The sequence below is a fragment of the Actinokineospora fastidiosa genome (genome assembly GCF_014648415.1).
Taxonomy (GTDB): domain Bacteria; phylum Actinomycetota; class Actinomycetes; order Mycobacteriales; family Pseudonocardiaceae; genus Actinokineospora; species Actinokineospora fastidiosa.
The window spans coordinates 60,566-84,783 of record NZ_BMRB01000004.1 but is presented as its reverse complement, the minus strand read 5'-3'; the positions used below and the strand labels follow the sequence as shown (position 1 = coordinate 84,783).

General features: G+C 72.3%; 18 protein-coding genes. 9 read left to right on the top strand and 9 right to left on the bottom strand.

What is annotated here, in order from left to right:
* The first annotated feature begins 8 nt into the window (after positions 1-8).
* The 4 genes from IEY98_RS22480 to IEY98_RS22465 are packed head-to-tail and all read left to right on the top strand — an operon-like array spanning position 9 to position 5,294.
* Complete coding sequence (locus IEY98_RS22480) at positions 9-1,661, top strand: AfsR/SARP family transcriptional regulator (RefSeq protein WP_189212600.1); 1,653 nt, start codon at positions 9-11, stop codon at positions 1,659-1,661.
* On the top strand, positions 1,658-2,710 hold the full coding sequence (locus IEY98_RS22475; RefSeq protein ID WP_189212599.1) for a MotA/TolQ/ExbB proton channel family protein: 1,053 nt from the start codon (positions 1,658-1,660) through the stop codon (positions 2,708-2,710). Before IEY98_RS22480 ends, IEY98_RS22475 begins: the two co-directional genes overlap by 4 nt.
* Before the next feature lie 2 nt (positions 2,711-2,712).
* Positions 2,713-3,594, top strand: coding sequence for a putative Ig domain-containing protein (locus IEY98_RS22470; RefSeq protein ID WP_189212598.1), 882 nt, complete (start codon positions 2,713-2,715; stop codon positions 3,592-3,594).
* A gap of 2 nt (positions 3,595-3,596) precedes the next feature.
* Positions 3,597-5,294 (top strand): bifunctional serine/threonine-protein kinase/formylglycine-generating enzyme family protein, encoded by a 1,698-nt coding sequence (locus tag IEY98_RS22465; RefSeq protein ID WP_189212597.1) that lies wholly within the window; start codon positions 3,597-3,599, stop codon positions 5,292-5,294.
* Positions 5,295-5,329: 35 nt separating this feature from the next.
* On the opposite strand, the gene IEY98_RS22460 is transcribed toward IEY98_RS22465, so the two are convergent.
* The 5 genes from IEY98_RS22460 to IEY98_RS22440 all read right to left on the bottom strand — a co-directional run bounded on the left by IEY98_RS22460 (position 5,330) and on the right by IEY98_RS22440 (position 11,438).
* The gene (locus tag IEY98_RS22460) at positions 5,330-7,330 is read right to left on the bottom strand and encodes a S1 RNA-binding domain-containing protein (RefSeq protein ID WP_189212596.1); all 2,001 of its coding nucleotides are present in this window, start codon (positions 7,328-7,330) and stop codon (positions 5,330-5,332) included.
* Positions 7,331-7,345: 15 nt separating this feature from the next.
* On the bottom strand, positions 7,346-8,386 hold the full coding sequence (locus tag IEY98_RS22455; RefSeq protein WP_189212595.1) for a hypothetical protein: 1,041 nt from the start codon (positions 8,384-8,386) through the stop codon (positions 7,346-7,348).
* Positions 8,383-9,462, bottom strand: a complete 1,080-nt coding sequence (locus IEY98_RS22450; protein ID WP_189212594.1) for an AAA family ATPase — start codon at positions 9,460-9,462, stop codon at positions 8,383-8,385. The genes IEY98_RS22455 and IEY98_RS22450 overlap by 4 nt, the downstream gene beginning before the upstream one ends.
* 31 nt (positions 9,463-9,493) lie before the next feature.
* Positions 9,494-10,834 carry a toll/interleukin-1 receptor domain-containing protein gene (locus IEY98_RS22445; protein ID WP_189212593.1) on the bottom strand — a complete coding sequence of 447 codons (1,341 nt, stop codon included), beginning with the start codon at positions 10,832-10,834 and terminating at the stop codon, positions 9,494-9,496.
* A gap of 91 nt (positions 10,835-10,925) precedes the next feature.
* On the bottom strand, positions 10,926-11,438 hold the full coding sequence (locus IEY98_RS22440) for a RipA family octameric membrane protein (protein ID WP_229787234.1): 513 nt from the start codon (positions 11,436-11,438) through the stop codon (positions 10,926-10,928).
* A gap of 136 nt (positions 11,439-11,574) precedes the next feature.
* On the opposite strand from IEY98_RS22440, the gene IEY98_RS22435 reads away from it, so the two are divergent.
* Positions 11,575-13,128 (top strand): hypothetical protein, encoded by a 1,554-nt coding sequence (locus IEY98_RS22435; protein WP_189212592.1) that lies wholly within the window; start codon positions 11,575-11,577, stop codon positions 13,126-13,128.
* Positions 13,125-14,348, top strand: a complete 1,224-nt coding sequence (locus IEY98_RS22430) for an MFS transporter (RefSeq protein ID WP_189212591.1) — start codon at positions 13,125-13,127, stop codon at positions 14,346-14,348. Before IEY98_RS22435 ends, IEY98_RS22430 begins: the two co-directional genes overlap by 4 nt.
* 55 nt (positions 14,349-14,403) lie before the next feature.
* Here IEY98_RS22430 and IEY98_RS22425 read toward each other — a convergent pair whose 3' ends face one another.
* Positions 14,404-17,241, bottom strand: a complete 2,838-nt coding sequence (locus tag IEY98_RS22425; protein WP_189212590.1) for a trypsin-like serine protease — start codon at positions 17,239-17,241, stop codon at positions 14,404-14,406.
* A 156-nt stretch (positions 17,242-17,397) separates the two neighbouring features.
* Entirely contained in the window at positions 17,398-18,300 is a 903-nt protein-coding gene (locus tag IEY98_RS22420) for an XRE family transcriptional regulator (protein WP_189212589.1), read from the bottom strand.
* Positions 18,301-18,414: 114 nt separating this feature from the next.
* Here IEY98_RS22420 and IEY98_RS22415 point away from each other — a divergent pair, with 114 nt between their 5' ends.
* Positions 18,415-19,380 (top strand): helix-turn-helix domain-containing protein, encoded by a 966-nt coding sequence (locus IEY98_RS22415; RefSeq protein ID WP_189212588.1) that lies wholly within the window; start codon positions 18,415-18,417, stop codon positions 19,378-19,380.
* Positions 19,381-19,434: 54 nt separating this feature from the next.
* Complete coding sequence (locus IEY98_RS22410; protein ID WP_189212587.1) at positions 19,435-20,961, top strand: MFS transporter; 1,527 nt, start codon at positions 19,435-19,437, stop codon at positions 20,959-20,961.
* On the opposite strand, the gene IEY98_RS22405 is transcribed toward IEY98_RS22410, so the two are convergent.
* Positions 20,958-21,920: a nucleoside hydrolase gene (locus IEY98_RS22405; protein ID WP_189212586.1), complete on the bottom strand. Its 963-nt coding sequence runs from the start codon at positions 21,918-21,920 to the stop codon at positions 20,958-20,960. The genes IEY98_RS22410 and IEY98_RS22405 overlap by 4 nt on opposite strands.
* Positions 21,921-22,046: 126 nt before the next feature.
* Positions 22,047-22,928 carry an RNA polymerase sigma factor SigJ gene (gene sigJ / locus IEY98_RS22400; RefSeq protein WP_189212585.1) on the bottom strand — a complete coding sequence of 294 codons (882 nt, stop codon included), beginning with the start codon at positions 22,926-22,928 and terminating at the stop codon, positions 22,047-22,049.
* A 143-nt stretch (positions 22,929-23,071) separates the two neighbouring features.
* Here sigJ and IEY98_RS22395 point away from each other — a divergent pair, with 143 nt between their 5' ends.
* Positions 23,072-24,211 carry a serine hydrolase domain-containing protein gene (locus IEY98_RS22395; RefSeq protein ID WP_189212584.1) on the top strand — a complete coding sequence of 380 codons (1,140 nt, stop codon included), beginning with the start codon at positions 23,072-23,074 and terminating at the stop codon, positions 24,209-24,211.
* The last annotated feature ends 7 nt before the right edge of the window (positions 24,212-24,218 follow it).

Below are 24,218 nucleotides of genomic sequence, written 5' to 3'. Positions count from 1 at the left end.
GGGATCGGATGGGCGAGACGGGCGTGGAGCCGAGGTTCCACCTGTTCGGCGCGATCGAGGCCCACGCGGGCGGTCGGCGCGTCGACCTGGGCGGTGAGCGGGAGCGGGCGCTGCTCGCCGCGCTGCTGTTGGCCAAGGGGCAGCCGGTGGCGCGCCACGACCTGCCGGACTGGATCTGGGACAAGGCGCCCCGGAGCGCCTTCGACGACCTCAACCGGCTCATGACCGAGATCCGCAAGCGGCTGCGGACCATCGGCCTCGGGACGGCGCTGGTCAACAAGGACGGGCTGTGCAGGCTTGACGTCCCCGCTGACGCGGTGGACCTGCACCGCTTCCGCGCCCTGGTCGCCCAAGCCCGCGTCGCGGACGACCACCAGGCCGCCGAACTGCTGGGGACGGCGCTGGACATCGCCCGCGGCGAGCCGTTCGGCAGCCTGGCCGGGCAGCGCGTGCAGAACCAGCGGCACGCCGTGAACGAGGAGCGCCGCGCCGCGGAACTGCGGTTCCTCAGCGTGGAGCTCCGGCTGGGGCGGCACCGGGACCGCATCGCCGACCTGGTGCGGTTGTTCGGGGAACGGCCAGACGACTCCGCGGTCGCGGAGTTGGCCATCCGCGCGCTGCACCTGGCGGGCAGGCAGGCCGAGGCCTTGCGCACCTACGACGAGCACCGCGACGCGCTCGCCGAGCTGGGCCTCGATGTGCCGCGGCCGTTGGCCGACCTGCACCTCCTCGTGCTCCGCGACGACGACCGGCTGCGGGTGGCCGAGGAGGAGCGCACGCCCGCGCCCAAGCAGACCGGGGCGAGCGTGATCGACGTGCCCCGCGCCGAGCTGTGGGCCGCCCGCGACCTGACCGTCCCGCAGGAGGCCGTCACGGCCTTGGCCGAACAGCACCTCGCGGTCCTGGTGGGCGATCCCGCGCTGTGCCGGGCGACCGCGCTGCGCCTGCTCGGGGAGCTGGGCCCCGACCTGCCGGTGCTGGAGGTCGTCAAGCGGTGGCGCGAGCCCGCGGTGGCGCTGCTCCCGCCCGCCGCCCCACCGCGCGGCTACCTGCTCACCCTCGACGACCCGCTCCGCGACCGGCCCTCGGCCGCGTTCGCCGAGGACCTCCTGGTCCACGCGGGCAGGCTGGCCGAGCACGGCTCGTCCCTCGTCGTCGCCGTGCGGCCGGAGCTGTGGCGGGAGTGCCTGCCGGTCTGCGCCGCGGTCACCGTGCCGCTCGTCCGGACCGCGTCGGCGGCCACCGCCGCACCCGACTGCGAGCACCTGCGCATCACCGATCCCGACGGTGAGGAGTCGGTCTTCCGGCTGCGAGACGGTCGGGCGCCGCGCGCCACGGTGAGCCTGGGCCGTCTCGTGCCCCACGACCCGCCGCCGGACATCGTGCTGGACTCCGGCGCGCCGAGCCCGGTCAGCAGGCGGCACGCCGCGATCGAACACGCCGAGGGCGAGTGGTGGTTCATCCCGCTGGGCAAGAACGCCCCCTCGGTGCTGCGCCGCGGCCACGCCGACGCCGAGCGCGTCGACGACCGCATCCGGCTCAAGGACGGCGACGCCGTCCTGATCGACGCCCGGCTGTCCGCATCCGGCCAGGCCAGGCGCTGGCGACTCGTGTTCACCGATCCTCAGGAAACCACCACCAATCGGGGAGACGACAGATGACCGCACTGCCGAGTGGCCCGGGGGCGCACACCACCACGAAGAACGTCCGCCCGTTCCTGATCACCGGCGTCCTCGCCGCGGCGCTGACCGCTCTCTGCGCGCCGCTCGGGCTCTTCGACTGGATCCCGGTCATCGGACCGCTGGTGGAGCGCGACGGGCTGGTGAGCTTCATCGCGACGCTGATACTCGCCGCCACGCTGTGGATCATGCTGTTCGCCCTGGCACGGCGGGCGGCTGGCTCGATGGAGCACCGCGCGATCGCCCAGCTCCGCGCGACCCTGCGGGAGTGGAGAGCGGGCGGGGACCCGCAGCACCTCGCGGGCGCGCTCTGGACGCGGCTGCGCACGGTGCGCGCGGAGAACTCGGTGGTGGGCAGGCGGATCAGCGCCTGGGCCACCCGCCCGGGCTCCGGGTCCGAGGACGCGGTCACGGCGCTGGCCGCCCGCTCGGAGCTGGATCACGCGCTCAGCGAGGTGTCCTTCGTGCCCGCGCGGGCCGTGGTGTGGGCGCTGCCCGCGCTCGGGTTCCTGGGCACCGCCGCGGAGATGTCGCGGGCCGTCGGCGGCCTGGGCACCAGCGTCGGCCAGACCACCAGCTATGCCGACCTGCGCAACGCGCTCGTCGGCAACGTCATCCCGCCGCTGGCCGACGCGTTCGGCGTCACGCTGTTCGCCCTGGGCGCCAGCGTGCTCTGCCATCTGGTGCTGACGTGGGTGTCGGCGCGGGAGCAGCGCATCCTGCTGGACGTCGAGGAGGCCACGCTGGAACTCCTGGCGACCGGCGGCCAGCGGCCCGCGCCCGCGAGCGCGGCGACGCTGAACGGGGAACTCACGATGCTGTCCCGGGAACTGTCCATGACCAGGACCGCGATGACGACGTCGGCGAGCCAGGTGGCGCAGCTCGACCTCCGCGGCCTCGCCGACCTGCAGCAGCTCGGGCAGCTGCCCGCCCTGCTGCGGTCGGTCGACCAGCGGCTCGGGCAGATCCACGCCGAGTTGCAGCGCGACCTGGTCCTCACCCGGCTCGGCTCGCTCGAGAACCGGGGCTGACCATGGCGCTGACCCCGGTATTCGTCCGGCGGCGGGCGTTGGCCGCCGAGCACCCCGTCGAGCTGCGGTTCATCGACATGCTGCTCGTCATCATCGCCACGCTGATGTTCGTGACCATCGTGCTGAGCGTGGTGAGCGCGTTCACCGGGAGCGGGCGGCCCGACACCGCGCCGCGGATCGCCACGCGCTCGGCGCCCTCGGCGCTCGTCGGGCTGCAGTACCAGCTCACCCTCGCGGTGACGGGCGGCGACGGCGACTTCACCTGGGAGACCGCGGCGGGGGCGCTGCCCGAGGGACTGCGGCTGCGGGCCGACGGCGTGATCGAGGGCGTCCCGGCCAAGGAGGAGACGAGCGTCGTCAGCGTCCGGGTGCGCGACGGCGCGGGCCGCTCATCGGAACCGCGGGAGCTGGGCCTGACCGTCCGGCCGTCGAGCGTGAGCGGGGTCGAGCAGGCCCCGCTGCGGGTCACCAGCGCGGTCAGCCTGCTCGACGACGCCGTGGCGGGCAGCGACTACCTCCACCGGTTCGGGGCGGACTCGGGGCTGCCGCCCTACACCTGGTCCGTCGACGCGCTCCCCGAGGGGCTCAGCCTCGCGCCGGACGGCGCCCTCGCCGGGCGGCCCGCCCACGCGGGCGCCACGACGTTCACGGTCGCCCTGACCGACGCGACCGGGACGACGGCGCACCAGGAGGTCCGCCTCATCGTGCAGGAGGCCCCCGAGTCGCTCTTCTGGCGCGTCCTGAACTGGTTCAAGACCATCGTCACCTGGTTGGGCTATCTGCTCCTCATCCTGACCTTCGGCATCCTCACCTGGGAGTACCTGATGGGCCGCCCGGAGACGGTCGTCCCCGGCAGGCGCGGCAAGCTTCGGCGGGGGTGGTGACCATGGGTCTGTCGATGGGAATGGAGCTGTCCACAGGCGACACCGTCATCGAGGTGCGCCACGGCGGCTTCGCCGAGGTGGGGGTGCTCGACGACGGCTTCAACGGCAAGCGGGTCGTCAAGCGCATCAAGGACGACGTGCTCGCGTCGGCGGGCCAAGAGGTGATCGAGGCGTTCTTCCGCGAGTGCAAGGTGTGGGTGCACCAACTCCGGAATCCCCCCAAGAACGCCCACGTCGCGCCCGCCCAGTACGCCCTGCGCGACCTCGACGGCCTCGGCCCCGTGCTGTTCGTGTCCTATGTAGACGGCCCGCAGCTGGGGACGCTCCTGCGGAGCGGGCGGCAGTCGCTGAGCCAGACCGTGCGGATGGGCGCCCAGACCGCGTCCGCGCTCGCCTACGCCCACGAGCGGGCGCTGCGCCACCGCGACCTCAAGCCGGGCAACGTCCTGCTCACCACGGACAACGAGATCCAGCTCATCGACTGGGGGCTGGCCAACGCGCAGGAGATCAGCCACCTCACCGCGGGCGTGCTGGACTACTGGTCCCCGCAGCGCCGGGCCGACCCGACGCTGGACGAGCCGGACGACGACGTCTACGCGCTGGGCGTCATCCTGCACGAATGCCTCACCGGGCGGTACCCGCGCGCTTCGCTCCACACCGCCGAACTGCGCGCCGACCTCGCCGCCGCCCGGCCGACCGCCCCCGAGCACGTGCTCGACTTGGTCTGCCGGATGCTGGCCGTCCCGCCGCAGGCGCGACCGACAGCGGCGCAGGTGTGCGCCGTGCTCACCGCGCCCGACCTGCAGGCCGACGTCGCCGCCCGCGAGGTGGAGCGGGCGTTCTGCCCGTCGTGCGAGTTCGTGGCGGGCGAGCGCGAGTCCGCGGACTGCCCGGTGTGCGGGCACGCGATGTACGAGCGGTACGCCCACCCGCCGCGCCCCGGCATGGTCCGGGTCCCGCCCGGCGTCTTCATCCACGGCCTGACCGAGGACCAGGCGCGCCAGGCGCTGATGGCCGCGGGGGTCGGCTCGGACCCGCAGAACCTCAAGGCGCTGGTCTCCCCGGACGACCCGCAGCGCAAGGTGTTCGTGCCCGGCTTCGACATCGACATCACGCTGGTGACGAACCAGGAGTACGCGGCGTTCGTCGAGGCGACCAACTACCCCGCGCCGAAGGACCTGCTGGCCGCTTGCGCGACCCAGCCGGATCACCCGGTCGTGCACGTGTCGTGGCGGGACGCGCTGTGCTACGCGCTGTGGGCGGGCAAGCGCCTTCCCCGTCCGCTCGAGTGGGAGAAGGCGGCGCGCGGCGACAAGGACGACCGGACCTACCCGTGGGGCGACGTCTGGCAGGAGAACCGCTGCAACCACAACCGGTACCCGTCGACGACCTTCCGGGCCACCAGCCCCGTGACCGCGTTCACCCGCGGCGAGTCCGACGGCAGGTCGCCGTTCGGCGTCGCGGACATGGCGGGGAACGTCGGCGAGTGGATCTCGCACAGCCGCGACACCCAGTCCAAGGGCCGCGACGCCGAGACCAGGGCCATCTGCGGCGGCGCGTGGAGTGATCCGGTGGCCGTGTACGGCGCGGCGTCCATGCAGATCTCGGCGGCCATCGACTACAAGAGCGAGGCGGTCGGCTTCCGCTGTGCGGCGGACATCGTCTACGAGGAGCGCCCGGTCGTGCCCTCGCCTCCTTAGTGATCCCGGGTGTTCGCCGCCGGAACTCGACACTCTCACTCCGGAGGCGGCAGCACCCGGTTCCCGAACAGCCTGACCCCGGGGACCAGGGACCGCAGCATGAGGGTGAAGCTGCCCATGCCGAGCCACTTCCCCCGGTCACCGTGCAGCCGCGGCTCGAACCTCTCGATGACCTGCTGCGCCAGGGTGGCGGCGTGCACCACGCCCGGCTCGCGGAGCTTCGCCCGCAGGAACTCGGCAACCTCGGCGGGGTCGAGCTGCCCCGGGCGCGAAGGCGGAGGCGGGACCGCACGCGCGCGCTGACGCGGGGTGGACTTGCCCGAGGGCTGGGTGGGCGGCATGACCTCGATGGCCGGTGCGCCCTGCGGCAGCCGGGGTTCGGTGACCAGGTTGACGCGCCCGAGATCCTCGTGGACGGCCTGGATCCGCACGCGCATCGCGAGCCCGAGCTCCAGCCGGGTGCCCGCGGCGATCTCGCTGCGGTGCAACAGCGCCTCGACGCCGGAAGGCAGCCGGACGAAGACGCCGAAGGGCACGATCTTCACCAGGGTCCCGGTGACCACGTCGCCGACCGGATGGACCAGCAGCGGGTCGGGCCGGTCGTCCAGGGCGGTCAGGGCGACCCGCCGCCGGGCGGGGTCGATGCTCAGGATCCGGACCCGCACCGGGTCGCCCGGGGCCAGGTCCGGCGGCACCCAGCGCCAGCTGGGCGGGAACTCGCTGGTGTGCACCAGACCGGAGACCACCGGGCCAGCCCACCCCCGCGGCGAGGTCGGCAGCGAGACGAAGATCCCGAAGTTGACGCTCGACTCGTACCGGCCCTCGAGCTCGGCGCCGACCGCGAGATCGCCGCCCGTCCACGGCTCCGGTGGCGCCGGGCGGCAGACGACCCGCTGCCTGACCCGGTCGAAGTTGCTGATCCGCACGCCCAGCGTCATGCCCAGGCTGATGCCCGTGGCCCGGCCCTCGCGCTCGTCGGCCGGCTCGCTCCGCAGCAGCGCGCCGAGGCCCTCGGCTCCCTCCAGCGCCACGATGGCCGTCCGGGTCGAGATCATCCGGGTCACGTGGGCGCGGATCGTCCGCGACGCGCGCCACGCCTCGTCGATGACGTCCAGCTTGGCGTCGAGGTCGGCGATCTCCGGCGCGGGTTCGCCCGGCGGGATCGGCCGCAGCGTGAACACCCGGCCCGCGACGGTGCGCAGGCGCACTTCTCCCCTGCCGACCGGCAGCCGGACGACGCCGTGGCCGCCCAGGTCGACGGTGGTCTGCTGAGGCCCGTCCGGACCGGACCAGGACACCGTGACCGGTTTGTGCACGATCGCGGGCACCGGGAACGCGACCCGCCGGTTGCGCGCGATCGGCCCGAACGAGAGGACGTCGCCGTCGCGGGCCATGCCGACCAGCGCCGTGGGGAGCAGCCGGGCGACCTCGCCGAGCAGGTCACCGTCCACCTGGTCGAGGTCGGGGGCCGGGAGCCGGACCGCGGGGCGCCGCGTCGCCACGCAGAGCTCGCTCAACAGCCATGCCGCGGGCGTCCGCAGGATGGGTTGGGGGAGCCTGCCGAGCGCGCCCGCGGCCCAGTCCAGGATGCGGTGCCGGGTCTCCCGGACGACGCTGAGCAGGCAGTCGGTCAGCAGCCGGTCCGCGGTCTGGCCGGGGTTCAGCTGGCTGACGTAGGCCCAGACCAGGTTCTCCTCCAGCTCCAGCAACGGGCTCAGGCCCATGGTGTCGATCCGGGTGACCTGGCGCAGCTCCTCGGCGTCGAGACCGCCCTCCAGGACCCGGTCGCGCAGGACGCGCCGGGCCTGGGCGCGGAAGTCGGGGTGCAGCTCGATCCCGTCGGCGGCGACCGCCGTGACCATGGGCGTCTCGCACAGCTCCGCCTCCAGGTGCAGGGTGCCGCGGCCCAGGCTGGCCCGCCGGACCTGGCGCACCAGCGGGAACGGCGCCAGCGGCGGCAGGCTCACCATGGCGGCCAGCCAGACCAGCCGCCGGTCGGCGATACCGCCCAGGGACTCCGCCCACTCCGTCACCACGGTCGCCTGCTCCCGTCAGTCGTCGACCAACAGCTGCGGATAGCGCCGGAACCGGGGCACCCGGGGGCCGGGGCCGAGCAGCACCGCGCAGACCGCCGCGCCGTGCTCGGCGAGCCCGGCGGCGAACTCGTGGACCGCGTCGGGATCGGACCGGCGATCGGGGACCCCCTGCGCGACGAGCACGGTGGCCTCGGTCGCGCCCGGCGTCTCGTAGCGCTGCCAGGTCCACACCGGACCGCTGCCGCAGCCGAGCGCCGGGGAGTGCTCGAACCAGCGGAGGTCGATGCGTTCCGCGCCGCAGAGCCGGTGCAGCACGCGGAGCAGGATCCGGGTGTCCTCGGCGTAGGGGCCGCTCCGCAGCCCGAGTTCGCACAGGACCCGGACCTGGGCGGGCTGGCCGAGCCTGATCCGCACCGGGACGTCGGTCAGCGGCTCGGCCAGCGCCAGCCGCTCCACCACGGCGGGGATGTCGAGCTCGTGCCCGCGCAGCGGCACGCGGATCATGCTCTGCAGGGTGAGCGGCAGGGTGCGCATCCGGAAGGCGCTCCGCTCCTCATCGGCCTCCTGGGTCAGCCGGATCGGCAGCGGCACGGAGGTGTAGGAGCGGGGCGTGTGCCCGCCGGAGGGCATTGCGTCCTCCGGCTCGGCGTCGAGGACCCGGGCGATGACACCGGGACCGGGTGGCCGTGGGTTGGGCGTGCGGGCCGGTTTGCCATCGGTTCCGTCGCCCGTGCCGGAACCGTCGCCGGAGCCCTCCCCGTCGCCTGTCCCCTGCCCGTCGCCTGTCCCTCGGCCGTCGCCCGTCCCCCGGCCGTCGGCGTCTGGCTCGTCGTCGTCCGCCAGTTCGGCATCGCTCCAGCCGTCGTTCCCCACGACCGGCCAGTCCTGCTCGTCGAGCTGGTCGCCCGAGTCGAGGGCGGCGGAATCGGCCTGCCAGGCCGGCCCGCTGTCCTCCACCGGCGCCCCGAGCGCCGCGCCGACCAGGGCCAGCGCGGCGTCCAGGTCCTCGAACAGCTCTCGCCGCGCGAGGATCAGGGCAGCGTCGCGCAGGCTCACCGCAACCAGGACCGTTCGTCCGCGCCGTAGAGGGCGTGCTTGTCCAGCGTGATCCGCTTGAGCATGTCCAGCATGCCGTCGTCGAGGCTGTCCTCGGCCTGGTCGAGGTGCCGCAGCACCTTCACCAGGTCGAGGAACTCCGCGGTGCTGACCGGCCGCCCGGTGTGCGGGCGGGTCACCTCCTCGGCGAGATCCCGCACGAGCTGCTCGATCGGCGCGGGCAGCCTGCCGAAGTGCTCGCCGACGATCTCGACCAGCCGGGTGGCGTCCGGCGCGGGCAGGCGCAGGACCAGACAGCGCCTCAGGAAGGCCTCGGGCAGGTCGCGCTCGTTGTTGGTGGTGATGACGGTGAGGGGGCTCCACGCGGGGGCGCCCGTCGGCACCCGCACGGTGAAGTCCAGCGGGCCGACGAACGCCTGGCGGCTGCCCAGGGGCACCAGCAGGCCGTTGCAGAAGGCGGCGTCGGCCTTGTCGATCTCGTCGATCAGCAGCACGGCCCCCGGCCGGTCGGGCGTGTGGTCGGCCAGCAGTTCCGGCGGCGCTGCCTGGTCCTCCTCGGCCAGGCCGTCGGAGCCGCGGGCCCGGGCCGACTCCGGGTCCAGCGCCCACCACAGCGGGCCGGGTTCGATGTAGGGGGCGGTCGAGTCCCGGCCGGTGCGGCCGGACAAGGCGTTGGCGTTCGCATCACCGAGCCTGCGAACGGCGTCGAGCCGCCAGATGAGGTCCGACGGCCGGGAGTCCTCGGTGGCCACGAACTCGTGGTACCGGACGCCGAGCCTGCGGGCCAGGAAACTGGCCAGGCTGGACTTCCCGCACCCAGGGGGGCCGCCGAGCAGCAGCGGGCGGCCGGTCAGCACCGCCACCTTCACCGCGGTCTCGATCTCGGGGGTGAGGATGTAGACGTCCCCCGCGCGGGAGTCCCCGTGGCGGCTGTCCCCGTGCTCGCCGACGGGTATCCGCAGCAGCGGCTCCAGGTGCCGCAGCAACCGGACGTCCGCCGGTTCGGACCCGGTCCCGTCGAGGTCGGTGCTGGTGGCCGAATCCAGGTCGCCGGTTCGGTCGGTCACGTCGGTCATGCCCTCGATCGCCTCGTGAATGGTCCGGACATCAGTAATCGACCAGGTCGGGAACGTCGCCCAGTTCCTCGATGTCTTCCAGCAGTGCCATTGTGTCGCGCTCGTGCTGCCCGCCGTTACTGAGCTGCACGGTCGCGCTGCTCAGCCGTTCCAGCGCGGTCACCGGACGCTGGGTGACCAGGGCGAAGACCACCCCGCGGAACCGGGCCGTGAGCTCGCGCAGCACCCACTGCAGCACCCTCGGGTCGACGTCGTCGCAGCCCAGCATCGCGAACACCACGCGGCGGGCCCGGCTCAGGTGGCGCGAGACGTCCTCCGCGGTCTCGTCCGGCTTCATGTTGAGCGCGGCGCGCAGCCCGGTGTCGCAGCGCTCCAGCAACTGCTCGCGCAGGTCCTCGCCGCCGATGCCGCTGAACCTGGTCACGCGCACACCGTCGCGCTGGGCCCGGCCGCGCTGCACGGCGTGGTGCGCGGGGAGGTTCCCGGCGGCGAGGTGGACTATCCGGCGGTCCGGCTTGTCCCGGGACACGTCCATCACCCGGCGGGCGTCGTCCAGGTCGACCCACAGCGGCGTGATCCGGTCCTTGACCGAGGGCAGCCGGGGACCCACGAACTCGGCCAGCACCTGGACGGCCTCGAACGCCTCCTGCAGTGTGCTGCCCAGCAGCGCGGCGGCGACCAGCGCCGGTTTGTCCTGCGGCAGCACCGGGGCGGTGGTCGAGACGTGCAGCGCCTGCGCCGCCTCGTCGAGGATGTGGGTCGGCGCCTCGCGGATGAAGAACGCGACGTCGTTGACCCAGCGGGCCTGGGCGGGCTCCACCGGCACCGGCGGAAACCACTCGGCGATCTCCTTGGCGAGCTTCTCGGCGGCCTCCCGGTTCCGGGAGCCCTTGCGCCGATCGGGCCAGCGCAGGCTGCTGAGCGTGTTCAGGCCGCCGGTACGGCCGAGGAGGCTGCACGCGAACTGCTTCTCCGACACCCCGCCGACCAGCACGATCTTGACCGGGTAGTCGGGGACCAGCTGGCGCATCAGGCCCAGCAGCGCCGCCTCCTCCCGCATCCACCCGGACGTCAGGGCGTCGTGGTCGACCACGACGACGGCGCCGCTGCTGCGGATCACCGCCAGGCACACGGCCCGGTCGAACACCTCGCCCGGCGCGATCTCCCTGCGGTCGAGCCAGACGCCGCGGCCGCGGTCGGCGAAGGCGGGCACGAGCGCGTCGAGCACCTGGTCCACGAAATTCTTGCGCGCCAGGTAGCGGCCTTCGGTCTCGCCGTCGCGCAGCCGCAGTTCGGCGCCGACACGGACGCGGGCGCTGTGGCTGATGAAGATGCCCGTCGAGGTCGTCGTCCCGATCAGCGGCGTCTCCACCCCGAGATCCTACGACACCCGGATCGGCGCCGTGGTGGCGCTGCTAAACGTTGGGCGGCAACGGGTCGCGCAACCTGAGGGTGGACACGCGTCACGCGAAGACGGCGACCACCGCGCCCAGGAGGTAGATGGCCGCGAACGTGATCGGTATCCACTGTTCGAGGTGGGTGAGCGGCCAGTACCGGGAGCGGTCCCGCCCTTCACCGAGCGCGACCCACTCCGCCCGCCAGTACGGCGAGGCGGGGAGCCGTTCCTCCAGCGCCCCGACCACCTGGTACTTGGCGGTGTTCAGCTGCCGGTAGGAGCGGACCAGGTAGAACCAGGCGGCGCACTCGGCCAACAGGGCGAGCAGGGGGACGAGGAGCCACCACGACGTGACCACGGGCTTGACGGACCAGAAGATCCCGATCACGGAGAAGACCGACGTGTTGAGGGTCAGGAAGAACGTGTTGGTGAGCGCCCGCCGCGCGCTGATCCGGTCGGCCATCTCGACATAGATCTTGTACTGCTCCAAGATGGCGTTCTGGTACTTCTCGCTCGCCGCGTCATAGGCGGCAGGGGTCACGCCTGCGTTCCACAGTCTGCTGCCCACGTCGTCGGTCACGCGGGCACGCTATCACCGCGCGTCCGACGGTCTCGGTGCTCACTCGCCTGGTCCATCCGGGTGAGAGGCGGGCCCGCAGGGTGTCGTCTTCTCGCGGTTCGGGGCAGGTGCGCTCGCCGGGCGAGATGATCGACCGGTGTCGTGGAGTCCCGAGGCCGTCACCTGGGTCCTGACCGTGGTCGTCCTGATCCACGTCGCCGGCGTGGTCCTGTTCCGCGGCCACCGGGCGGCTCCCCGGACTCCGGCGCTCCCGGCGCCGCTGAAGTCGAGTTTCCTGATCTCGGCGTTCTGCATGGCGTGGCTGGCGGCCCGGAACTTCGCCTACGCGCCGGTGAGGCTGGGCGACGCGGTCATCCACGTTCCCCAGGTCGACGCGTTGCCGGTGCGCTTGTTCGTCTTCGCGGGAGAGCTGGCCATCCCGTTCCTCGGCCCGTGGGCAACTGCGGCGAGCCTCGCGGCGCTCGCGGTCGCCCGGATGGACGCCCTGGTGAGAGCGGGGCACGTCCTGGCGATCGCGGTGATCGTGCCCGTGCTGGTGACCCACCTGTCCGGCGCGCTCGCGGCCGGACAAACCATCCCCTGGGTGCTTGTCGCGCTAGGAGCGCTGAACGGACTCATGCGCGGCGAGGACGAAGGACCGGCCGGGAAACAGCTCCCTGCGCCGACGAGGAGAGCCGAGCGATCACCCGTGACCGGACCCGCCGCATCCACCGCCCAGCGCCGCGGCGTGGGACGGCTGCTGGTCGGCCTGGGGTGGACAGCAGGCGGGATTGGCCTTCTCCTGGCCTTCAGCGGCACCTTCCTGATCAAGTTCCTCTTCCTCGAGGCAAGCCGCGAGATGGCGGAAAGGCCGGTCTCGGTCCGCTTGGCGGTGTTGGTCGGCGTCATCGCCTCCGGCGGCCTCCTCGCAGGCGCGGGCCGCGCGGCGGTGAAGCGGGGAAGGCGACACCTGCGCCGAACCGTCTCGTTCGACGCCCTCGACGGCCAGCGCTACCTGCTCTACCTGCGCCCCTTCTCCGTCGACGCGGCGTTGGCCGCGTCCCCCGAGGCGCCGGGCTGGCACACCCGCTCGCCGTTCGAGCTGCCGGGGTTGACGCAGGAGGCCTTCGTGCTGCGCCAGTTCCGCGACCTCGGCCGCGTCATCGCGATCGGCGAACCGGGCGAACGCCTGCCCGCACTCGGCGCGGAGCGCGGCTACCTGCCGGTCGACGACTGGAAGGACACGGTCAGCAGCCTGATCCGGGGCGCCCACACCGTCATCATGACCGCGTCTCCCGGCCCGGGAACCGTCTGGGAGTTCACCGAGGCGATCCGCGTTTCCGAGCCCACCAGGCTCCTGCTGCTGGTCTATGAGGAGCCCGCCTACTACGCCTTCCGGGACGCGGCCGGCCGGAAGATCGTCGACAGATCCACCACCGAGGAGGGCAAGGTATGGCCGTCACCGCCGTCCTTGCCGAACATCCCCCCGCCGGAACAGCACGACAAGGGTTTGCGGTGGGACTTCCCGCTGACCGGGATACTCCATTTCACCATCGACCGGAGCGCGCGGTTCACTCGCTTCCCCACGGCGGTTCCCCGCCTGCGCCATGTCGGGACCATCCGCAGGCTGGTCCGGCGCGAACTCCAGCCGGTCCTGGACCATGTCTCCCACCTACCGGCAATCGTCGATCGTTCTGCGAGGGTTCCTTGATTCAGGGGCCTCTCGCCCACCGCGCCTTCCGGACCTTCCTCCTCGCCCGCGTCATCTCGGTGGCCGGAAGCGCGATGGCGCCGATCGCCCTCGCCTTCGCCGTGATCGACCGCCACGCCGAGCCGAGCGCGCTGGCCTTGGTGCTGGCAGCCACCATCACCCCCCAGGCAATCCTGTCCCTCATCGGCGGGGTGTCCGCCGACCGCTTCCCGCGACGGACGATCCTCGCGACCGGCAACTGCGTCGCGGGCGCAGCCCAGGCCACCGTCGCCGTGCTGCTGTTCACGGATAAGGCGCCGTTGCCCTGGCTGACCGCCTTGGCGGCCACCAGCGGCGCCGCCTCCGCGTTCACCCTCCCCGCGATGCAGGGCATCGTGCCGCAGCTGGTGCCTCCCGAAGACCTCCAGCAGGCAAACGCCCTGATCCGCCTGCCCGTCAACGCCTTCAAGGTCGGCGGCCCGGTCCTGGTCGGCATCCTCATCACCGTGGCGAGCCCCGAGTGGGCGCTGGCATGGGATGCCGCCACCTTCTTCATCTCAGCGGCGCTGTTCTCCCGGTTGAGGGTCGCTCGCGTGCCGAAGAAGCAGGCCAGGTTCCGGCAGGATCTGGCCGAAGGCTGGAAGGAGGTCCGCCAGCGCCCCTGGCTGTGGGGCTTCGTCCTCCACGGCAGCGTCGTCGTCATGGCGTGGATGGCGGGCTTCCAGTTCCTCGGCCCGATCGCGGCCGCGAGTTCCTACGGAGGTGGCCCCGCCTGGGGCGTGGTCCAAGGCGCCTTCGCGGCGGGTCTGGTGGTCGGGTCGCTCGGCGCGTTGAGGTGGCAGCCGTCGCGCCCACTGCTGGTGTGCATCGCCGCGAGCTTTCCCATGGCGCTCCCGGCCCTGGCGATGGCCGGCCAAGCGCCGATCTGGCTCGTGGTCGCGGCGGCGCTCGTGACCGGGGTGGGCATGGACCTCTCGATCATCGCCTGGAGCACCTTCGTCCAGCGGCGACTGCCCGCGGAACTCCTCGGGCGGGTCAGCTCGTACATGACCTTCGGCGAGCTGATCGTGGTGCCCTTCGGTTACCTCATCGCAGGTCAGCTCGCGACGGTCATCGGCCATCAGATAGTCCTCTATGGAGCATCGGCGATGATCGTCGTCGCCACTCTGGTGTTGATGGCCTTCCCCGCCGTCCGTCGCGCCGACAGACCGGTCGCCGTCCAAACGTGCGTCTCTACCTGAGCGAACCCGGGCGGAGGGTGGCCCCTCCGCCCGGGTTCGCCGTCAATCGCTCCGATCAGTACGGGAAGATGAACCAGTAGAACGACTGGCTCACGCTCGCCCCCGCGCTGTCGGTGACCGTGACCCGTGGGTGGTAGTTGGCCCACGTGGTCGGGGTGCCGCTGATCAGGCCGGTCGACGAGTTGAGGCTCAACCCGGCGGGCAGACCCGTCGCCGTGAAGCGGTAGCCGCCGCTGCCGCCGCTCGCGACGAGTTGCAGGGTCACCGCGCGGCCCTTGACGCTGGTTTGCGTGCCCGGGTTGGTCAGCGACAGCTCTGTCGGGCCAGGGCCACCCGTGGTGACCGTCAGGCTGTACTTGACCGTCCGGGACTCACTGTCCTTGGTGCCGGTGACGGTGATCTCGTAGGTGCCTGCCGGGGTGGACGACGTGGTGCTGATCGTCAGCGTCGAGGCGCTGCCCACGCCGATCTTGGCCGGGTTGAACGACGCGGTGGCTCCGGTGGGCAGGCCGCTGGCGGAGAGGGTGATGTCCCCGGTCGGCGGGTTGGTGGAGCCGATCTCCTGGTTGGCCCAGTCGCCGAGCACCCCGTGCATCTTCGCGTGCGCCTGGTAGTAGGCGCAGTCGGTGCGCAGCCAGGAGAAGACGCCGTAGATCACGCCGTTGTGCAGGTACGGGCCGCCGGAGTCGCCCTGGCACAGCGACGGGCCGCCGCTGCCGTACCCGTTGCAGAACATGTACCGGGCGTCGAAGTGACCCGCGATGTCACGGCACTTCTGGTCCTCCACCACCGGCAGGACCGCCTCGTACAGCTGGGTGTTGCGGTTCGCGTCGTTCACGTCCGACTTGCCGTAGCCGACCGCGGTGCCGCGCGTGCCGATCGGCAGCGAGTCGGTGGACCTGGCGATCCGCGGGTAGGCCATGCCCGCCGGGGTGGGGATGTCGCTCGCCGTGGTGATGACCGCGACGTCGAAGCCGGTCCGCCAGCCGTCGGCCGGGTTGTAGCTCGGGTGGGTCTTGTACTCGGTGATCTCGATCCGGGTGCCGGTGCTGGTGTTCGCGAGGTCGTCGCGCCCGTAGATCAGGTACTTCGGCTCGCCCTGGGAGAACTTGCAGTGCGCGGCGATGAGGACCTTCCTCGGCGCCACGACGGAACCGGTGCAGGACTGCTCCTGCGGCCGCACGCCGCCGGTGCGGTGCTGCGAGATGATGAACGGGTACTTCGCCACCGTGGTGGGCGTGCCACCGACCACCCCGACGCCGGACTGGCCGTCCGCCTGGAACGCGCTGTCGGCGCTGATCCTCGTCGTCACCGACGAACCCTGCGCGACCGAGCCGCTGGTCGGGCTGGCCGTCAGGGTGAAGCTGCCCGGCGGGACCTCGCCGTTGACCTTCAGCGACACGTTCACCGTGCGGGTGGCGTCCGTGCCGGTGCCCGTGACGGTGACGTTGTACGTGCCCGGCGTGACCGAGGCGCCCACGGCCAGCGACAGCCTGGACGAGCCGCCCGCGGTCACCGAGGACGGGTCGAACGACGGGGTCACGCCCGAGGGCAGCCCGCTCGCCGACAGCCGCACGCTCTGCGCCGACCCCTGCGTGACGGCCGTCGAGATCGTGGTGCTGACCGCCTGGCCCGGGTCGGCGCTGACCGACGCGGGGTTGGCCGAGATGGAGAAGTCGTTACCCGGCTGGGGGTTGCCCGCGGGCAGGTACAGCAGCCGGTTGGGGGTGCCCGCCCGGATGTTGGTCATCTTGCCGGTCGTGGCGTTGTCGACGACCCACTTCTTCAGGTCGGCTGGCGTCGAGGACGGCGCCTCGGCCAGCCGCAGCGCCAGGGCGCCTGCCACGTGCGGGGCGGCCATCGAGGTGCCGGACAGCTGCCCGTACGAGGAGTCCGACTGGTGGAAGGACGAGTTGATGCTGCTGCCCGGCGCGAACAGGTCCATGCACGCGCCGTCGTTGGAATCGCCAGCGCGGGAGTCGCTGCTCGTCGCGTTGCCGGTGCGGACGCCGGTCTCGACCCGGGGGCCGGGGCCGTAGTTGCAGGAGTCGCCGCCGTTGTTGCCGGTGATCAGCGCCCACTGCACGCCCGCGGCGATCGAGCCCTTGATCGCGTCGACGCCGATGGACGGGTTGTCCGTGTAGACGCTCAGGTTCGCCACGGCGGGCTTGATCGCGTTGCGGGCGAGCCAGTCGGCGGCGACGACGACGTCGCTGTCCTTGCCGCGCCCGTTGCAGTCGAGGATGCGCACCGAGTGCAGCGTGACCTTCTTCGCCACACCGCGCGTCTCGCCGCCCGCGATGCCCGCGACGTGCGTGCCGTGCCCGTTGCAGTCGTTGCCGTTGTCGGCCGGGACCATGAAGTCCGCGGCGAACTTCGCCCGGCCGTCGAACTCCTGGTGGGAGTAGCGGATTCCGGTGTCCACGATGTACACGTTGACGCCCTGGCCGCCGTGGCTGGGGTAGGTGTACTTCTTGTCCAGCGGACGGTCGCGCTGGTCGATGCGGTCCAGACCCCAGTTCGCCGGGTTGTCCTGGGTGTCGCCCGCGCGGGAGGTGCCCGACTGCATGACGGACTCGACGGCCGGGTGCGCCGCCAGACGCCGCGCCTGCTGCTCGCTGAGGTTGTCCACCACGTAGCCGCGCATGACCCGGGTGAGCACGTGCGTCGCCTTGCCGCCGAACCTGTCCACCAGGGAGTCGACGGTTCCGGCGACACCCGCCGCGCGGACCGCCGATTCCTTGAGCTTGACGACGTAGTTGCCGGGGACCGGGTTCTTGGCCCCGCCCAGGACCTCACCCTCGGGTTCCTCGGCGTGGGCAGGCGAGGCGAGCCCGCCTGCCGTGACCGCTGCCAGCGCGAGCGCCAGCAGTGTTTTCGATTTGCAGGGCATTGAACTACTCCTTAATTCACGGAGCTTGCAATGCCGGAAATTAGTCGGGCCCGTCCAGGATCAGAAGTGATCTGTTTACGGCCGGTGCCAGCACGTTGTTCACAGAGGAGATCGCAGGTCAGGGCTGGCTTCGCGGAACAGATTTCCCCATTTGCGTCAGGACTCCCAGCGCACGCCGATCGTGCCGGGACGCACTGACGGGGCGACGAGCGCTGTCGTGCCCGCGGCCCCCAGCCACAGATCCTCGACGTGTTTCTCCGGACCGTGCAGCCCGGGTCGGTCATAGCGGCGGAGCCTGCCCGGGGGCGGACCGCCGAAGCGCAGCATGACGGTGTAGAGCCCGACCGGCCGAGGGAACCGGCGGTAGCAGTGGTCCAGCGGCTGCCGGTCCGGCAGGCGCACCTCGTACTCGATCACGGTGTGCTCGCCGCGGCCGAGCGGCCGGTCGAACAGGAACTCCGCCACCAGCGCCCGGCTGGCCGCGTCGGCGCGCACGCGCCCGACGCGGGCGTAGGCCACCCCGACCAACTCCGGCGCGGGGTACGCCGGGTCGTCGACCTCGTGGCACACGACGTACCGGTCCACCCGGTCGGCGGCGGCCCGCAGCACCAGCCGGGTCCGCTGCCTGCGTTCACCGGTGTTCTCGTTGACGTTGATCGAGTCGGTGATGCTGAGGAAGTCCAGTTCCCCCTCGGGTGTGGTCTCGAGCCCGGCCAGCAGGCTGCCGCAGGACGGCCACAGCGATCGCCGGGACAGCGTGCCGGGTGGGCGTCCCGGCGTCCGCCCGCGCGGGCGCCGCCCGCCGAGCAGAGCGACAAGCGACGCCGACGGCAGCCCCAGGACCTGCTCCAGCCTGCTGAGCGCCACCAGCGACTCGGCCCGTTCCGGTCGGCTGCGGCCGGTGCGCCAGTAGGAGATCGCCGTGCGGCTGACGGTCACGCCGCTGTCCGCCAGCCTGCTGCGCAGCCGTTCCAGTGTCAGCCCGGAGGCCTCGATGGCGGCGTCGAGCGCCACCTCGAACGGGCCGGTGCGCAGCAATTGCCTCAGTTCCCGGTTCATGACGCCCCCGGTTCGGTCCTCATCGCTCGGAAGGGGGACCGTATACAGCGAAGCGCCCTGCCGAGAAGGGCAAAGGTGGCCAATGGCCAGATCTGGCCAGGCTAGGGTGGGGCGATGGACGAGTTCGACCCCGGGTTCCTCGAGCCGATCGGCCTCGGCGTCGCCGAGGGCGCACTCTACCTGCGGCTCCTGCGCAGGCCCCGGGCCGAGGCCAGCGAGCTCGCCGCCGCGCTGGGGGTGTCCTCGGGCGGTCTGTCGCGGGCGATGGGGAACCTGATCGAGGCGGGCCTGGCGACCCGCCTGCCCGGACGTCCGGCCCGCTACGTGCCCGCGCCGCCGCAGGTGGCCCTGGACGCGCTCACCACGCGCCGAGCCGAGCAACTGGACCGCCTGCGCGGGGTCACCCGCGATCTCGCCGCGATGTACGAGGACGCGCCGCGCGGCGAGCCGGGCGACCTCGTCGAGCTGATCGAGGGCGGGCCCGCGGTGCGCCACCACATCGCCCAGATCCAGCTGGCCGCCCGGCAGGAGGTGCTGCTCATCGACTGCCCGCCGTACCTGGGCGGCGCCCCGGAGCACAACGTGGAGGAACTGCAGGGGCTGCGGCGCGGCGTGGTCTACCGCACGATCTACCAGACCCCCGCGCCCGACGACCGGGCGCGGCTGGCCGAGATCACGGCCTACACCGAGGCGGGCGAGGACGCCCGCACCCTGCCCGACGTGCAGATGAAGATGATGATCGCCGACCGCAGGATGGCGCTGATCCCGCTCAGCTTCGAGATCTCGGAGACCGGCTCGCGGATCCTGGTGCACCGCTCGCCCCTCCTCGACGCGCTGATCGCCTGCTTCGACATGCTGTGGGAGCGCGCCACCCCGATCGGCCCCGCCCTGCGCTCCGGACACCGCGACCGCGAGCTGCTGACCCTGCTCGCCTCGGGCATGAAGGACGCGGCGATCATGCGATCCCTCGGCATCACCCAACGCACCATGACCCGGCGGATGTCCGCCCTGCTCGACGAACTCGGTGCCACCACCCGCTTCCAGGCCGGGATCCAGGCCAACCGGCGCGGACTGGTCTGACCTCCCCGGCGTGATCCTTGACCTCTACTTTTGTCAAGGTTCTAGCGTCGGCGCATGAACACGATCGGTGCCTCTCGTGCCGGGAGGCGCGAATGGGCCGGGCTCGCCATGCTCGCCCTGCCCACGTTGCTGGCGTCGCTGGAACTGACCATCCCGAACCTCGCCCTGCCCGCGATCTCCCAGGACCTCTCGCTCAGCAGCGCGCAGTCGCTGTGGATCATCGACATCTACGGATTCCTCCTCGCCGGTTCGCTGATCACCATGGGCACGCTCGGCGACCGCATCGGGCGGCGTCGGCTGCTCATGGTCGGATCGGCGGTGTTCGGCGTCGCGTCCGTGCTCGCCGCGTACTCGACCAGCGCCGAGATGCTGATCGCGACCCGGGCGCTGCTCGGTGTCGCCGGGGCGACGCTGATGCCCGCCGCGCTGTCGCTCGCCGCCACTCTGTTCCGCGACGCGCGGCAGCGAACAGTCGCAATCAGCGTCGTCATCGCCAGCGTGGCGGGCGGCACCGCGATCGGACCGCTGATCGGCGGGTGGTTCCTCCAGCACTTCTGGTGGGGCGCGGTGTTCCTCATCGCCGCGCCGGTGAGCGTGCTCGTCATCGCCCTGGCCCCGCTCCTGCTGCCGGAGCACCGCGAGGAGGCCCTCGGCCGGATGGACGTGGTGAGCGCCGGACTGTCCCTGGCCGCCGTCCTCGTCCTGATCTACGGCCTCAAGCACATGGCCGTAAACGGGTTGGACATCGTGTCGATCGCGGCCATCGTGACCGGTCTGCTCATCGGCGCCTGGTTCGTCCGGCGGCAGCACCGCAGCGACCCGCTGATCGACCTCCGGCTCTTCCGCTCCCCCGCCTTCAGCGTGTCGCTGGGCACGCTGCTGTTCGGGGTCTTCGTCCTCTTCGGAGCCAACTTCTTCCTCGCGCAGTACCTGCAGTTGGTGTTCGGGCTCTCCCCGCTGCACGCCGGTCTGTGGACCGTCCCGTCGGCGTGCGGCGTCATCGTGGGCTCCACCCTCGCGCCGATGCTCACGCGCAGGGCGCGGCCGGGGTTCGTGGTCGGGGCCGGTCTGGCGCTCTCCGCCGCCGGGTTCGGCATGCTGATCCCGGTGACGCCGGGTTCCGGGCTGCCCCTGCTGGTGCTCGGCTCCACCGTCATCTCGCTCGGCCTCGGCCCCATGATGACCCTGACCACCGACCTCGTCGTCGGCTCCGCGCCGCCGGAACGGGCGGGCGAGGCGTCCGCGCTGTCGGAGACGGCGCCGGAGCTGGGCGGCGCGCTGGGCATCGCGATCCTCGGCACCATCGGCGTCGCCGTCTACCGCTCCGAGGTGACGAGCACCGTCCCGCTCGGGCTGCCGGAGGACGCCGTGCGGTCTGCCGAGGAGACCCTGGGCGGCGCGGTCTCGGCCGCTGAGCGGCTGCCTGCCCCGGTCGGCGATCTGCTGCTCACCGCCGCCCGCACGGCCTTCACCGAAGGGCTGCACCTGATCGCGGCGATCAGCGCCGTCGTGCTGCTCGCGACCGCGGCCCTGGTCTCCGTCATGCTGCGCCACGTCCGCCCCGCGAAGGAGTCGGGCTAGGGCTGGAGAGGGCGGGTCAGGGCGGCGAAGAGCCGGTCGAGGAACGCCTGCGCGTCGACGGTCATGGCGACGGACACCGGCGGCCTGCCCCCGGCGAGGCTGCTGGCGATGTGGACGTCGCTGGACAGCCGTCGCAGGTCGGTCAAGGTCTGCCCCCGGGTGTGCGTCCCGGCGAGTTCGACGCCGACCACCATCTGCTCGTAGGTCCCCAGGCCGGGGTCGAGGGCCATGGCGGCGGCGAGCGGGTCGTGCAGCGTGGCGACGCGGACGCCGAACATGTTCGTGTAGAAGGCGGCGTAGTGGGCCAGCACCGCGGTCGCGAACCGGGCGCGGGGGTTGTCGGAGGTGCTGAGCGCGTCCAGCCAGGCCCCGTCGGCGCGAGCGGCCTCGGTGACGTTGAGCCCGATCAGGGTCAGGGTGAACCCGGCGCCGAGGACCAGGTCGGCGGCTTCCGGGTCGTGGTAGAAGTTCGCGTCCGCGTGCGCGGTCAGGTTGCCCGGCACCCCGATCGCCCCGCCCAGGACCACGACGGCCCGCAGGAGGCGCGGCAGATCGGGTTCCAACAGCAGGGCCAGGGCGACGTTGGTCAGCGGACCCAACGCGAGGAGGGTCAGCTCGCCCGGATTCGCCCTGGCCAACCGGACCACCTGCTCGGCGGCGGACTCGCCCCGGACATCCCCGCTGATCGGAACGCCGTGCCCGCCCAGCGCGTCCGGGCCGTGGACGAACTCGGCGGTCTCCAACGGCTGCGCCAGCGGCCGCCACGCGCCCACCGCCACCGGCACCTCCGGCAGCCCGCCCAACCCGAGCACATGCCGGGCGTTCGCCGCGGTCTGCGCCGCAGGACCATTGCCGTGAACACTGCCCACCGCCACGATCTCCACCCCACCCTGCGCCGCGAGGTAGAGCAGGGCGAGCGCGTCATCGATCCCCGGATCGGCGTCGACGATCAACCGCACACGAACCTCCAGGACCAGGCCGAGCGACAGCCACGAACAGAAGGTAGCGGACGCGGCGTCAACCAACCGCCCGTTCTGGACTAGGCCTCGAACACGAAGACCATCGCGCCGCACCCGCCAAGCCCGTCAGACCTCCAGGTCGCTGAGGTCGAGCTGAGCGAGGCGGTCCGGGTCGGAGAGGATGTCGATCGCGGCGATCCGGCCGTCGGCGACCGTGAAGCTCATGATCGAGATGAGGTCGCCGTCGATGGTGTTGACCAGGCCCGCGGCGCCGTTGACGAGTGCGGGGCGGACGGTCGAGATGGTGGCCATGCGCTGGAAGGTGGCCAGCTGTCCCGCCACGGCCTCGGCGCCGTGCAGGACGCGCATGCCGCCGGGGAGGGCCTTGCCGCCGTCGGCGCGCAGCGTGACGTCGGGGTCGAGGACGGCCATGAGGGCGGTGAGGTCGCCGCCGCGGGCCGCGGTGAGGAAGGCGTCGACGACGCGGCGCTGGGTGGCCGGGTCGGGGTCCGGGGTGGGGGTCGCGCCCTGGACGCGCTGGCGGGCGCGGCTGGCGAGCTTCCTGGCCGCGACCGGGGTGCGGTTCATGATCGGGGCGATCTGCTCGAACGGCATGCCGAACAGGTCGTGCAGGACGAAGGCCAGCCGTTCGGCCGGGTTCAGCGACTCCAGCACCACCAGCAGGGCCAGGCCGACCGAGTCGGCGATCAGCGCCTGCTGCTCGGGATCGTCGTCGGTGACGACCGGGTCCGGCAGGCGGGCCTCCAGCGGGTCCTCCCGGCGGAGTCGGCGGGAGCGCAGCATGTCCAGGCAGACGCGGCCGACGACGGTGGTCAGCCAGCCGCCGAGGTTGTCGATGTCCTCGGCCTCGGACCGCGCCAGGCGCAGCCAGGCGTCCTGCACGGCGTCGTCGGCCTCGGCCAGGGAGCCGAGCATCCGGTAGGCCACCGCGCGCAGGTGGGCGCGGTGCTCCTCGAACCGCTGGGCCAGGAAGTCGTGTTCGTTCATGGTCGTCCTTCGTCTCGACGGTCGTACCCATGACGAACGGAAGGTCCCCGATGTGACCGCCGCGCGGTGGTCACACTCTCGGCGGCCCATGCGTCATGCCTCCGACAAATCGGTAACACGACGATCGGAAGCAGCGCAAAAGCATGGACATCAGCGAGGTTCAGGGCACGGTGGCCGACGGATTCGAGCCGGTGCGCGAGGAATTCGCCGCCGCGGTCGACTGGGAGTCCGGCGCCCAGTTGGCGGTGTACGCGGGAGGCCGCAGGGTGGTCGACCTGTGGGCGGGCGACGGGGTGACCGGCGACACGCTGACCGGGGTCTACTCCGCGACAAAGGGCGCCGCGACCCTGGTCGTGGCACTCCTGGTGCAGGACGGCGCGGTGGACCTGGACCAGCCCGTCGCCCACTGGTGGCCGGAGTTTGCCACCGCGGGCAAGGACCGGATCACGCTGCGGGACGTCCTCACCCACCGTTCCGGCGTGATCGGCGTCGACGGCGGACTGACCGCCGCGGAACTGGCCGACGACCGGGTGATCGCGCGGCGGTTGGCCGGGCAGCGGCCGTACTGGCGGCCCGGCTCGGCCTACGGCTACGGCGCGTTCGTGACCTTCGCGATGGTCGGCGAGGTGGTCCGCAGGGCGACCGGCCGGTCGCTCCAGGAGCATTTCGAGGAGCGGGTGCGCGCGCCGCACGGGCTTGACCTGTACCTCGGGCTGCCGGAGGCGCTGGAGGACCGGTACCGGGAGGTGCTGCCGGGGCTGGCGAGCCCGGAGGAGCTCGCGGCGTTCTGGGCGGACGTCCCGGGCCCGAACAGCGTCACCGGGGTCGGCTACGGCCTCAACTCCACCCCGCCGCTGGACCAGGTGGCCTTCATCAACACCCGGCGCGTGCGCGCGCTCGGCCAGGCCTCCGCCGGTGGTGTGGGCAACGCCCGGGCGCTGGCCGCGCTGTACACCGCCGCCGTCTTCGGGCTGGACGGCCAGTCCCCGCTGCTCAAGCCCGACACCCTCGGCGAGTTCGCCATGCTCCACTCCACCGGCCGCGACCTGGTCACCGGCGACGCGGGCCAGTACGCACTGGGCTTCCAGGCCAAGGGCCTGCGCTACCCGATGCTGAGCGCGAACGCGTTCGGGCACAACGGATCCGCTGGCGCGGAGTCGTTCGCCGACCCGCTGGGCGGCATCGCCTTCGGCTACACCCGCCGCCGTTTCTCCTTCGACTGGTCCTACCCCGAACACGGCCGGCTCGTCGCCGCGGTCCACCGCGCCGCCTGCGCGGCATGAGGAGGTC

What these genes read in the sequence shown, in the direction of transcription:
- IEY98_RS22395 (WP_189212584.1), top strand. Translation starts at nt 23,072, where the DNA reads ATGGACATCAGCGAGGTTCAGGGCACGGTGGCCGACGGATTCGAGCCG.
- IEY98_RS22480 (WP_189212600.1), top strand. Translation starts at nt 9, where the DNA reads ATGGGCGAGACGGGCGTGGAGCCGAGGTTCCACCTGTTCGGCGCGATC.
- IEY98_RS22465 (WP_189212597.1), top strand. Translation starts at nt 3,597, where the DNA reads ATGGGTCTGTCGATGGGAATGGAGCTGTCCACAGGCGACACCGTCATC.
- IEY98_RS22425 (WP_189212590.1), bottom strand. Translation starts at nt 17,241, where the DNA reads ATGCCCTGCAAATCGAAAACACTGCTGGCGCTCGCGCTGGCAGCGGTC.
- IEY98_RS22470 (WP_189212598.1), top strand. Translation starts at nt 2,713, where the DNA reads ATGGCGCTGACCCCGGTATTCGTCCGGCGGCGGGCGTTGGCCGCCGAG.
- IEY98_RS22450 (WP_189212594.1), bottom strand. Translation starts at nt 9,462, where the DNA reads ATGACCGACGTGACCGACCGAACCGGCGACCTGGATTCGGCCACCAGC.
- IEY98_RS22410 (WP_189212587.1), top strand. Translation starts at nt 19,435, where the DNA reads ATGAACACGATCGGTGCCTCTCGTGCCGGGAGGCGCGAATGGGCCGGG.
- IEY98_RS22420 (WP_189212589.1), bottom strand. Translation starts at nt 18,300, where the DNA reads ATGAACCGGGAACTGAGGCAATTGCTGCGCACCGGCCCGTTCGAGGTG.
- sigJ (WP_189212585.1), bottom strand. Translation starts at nt 22,928, where the DNA reads ATGAACGAACACGACTTCCTGGCCCAGCGGTTCGAGGAGCACCGCGCC.
- IEY98_RS22415 (WP_189212588.1), top strand. Translation starts at nt 18,415, where the DNA reads ATGGACGAGTTCGACCCCGGGTTCCTCGAGCCGATCGGCCTCGGCGTC.
- IEY98_RS22475 (WP_189212599.1), top strand. Translation starts at nt 1,658, where the DNA reads ATGACCGCACTGCCGAGTGGCCCGGGGGCGCACACCACCACGAAGAAC.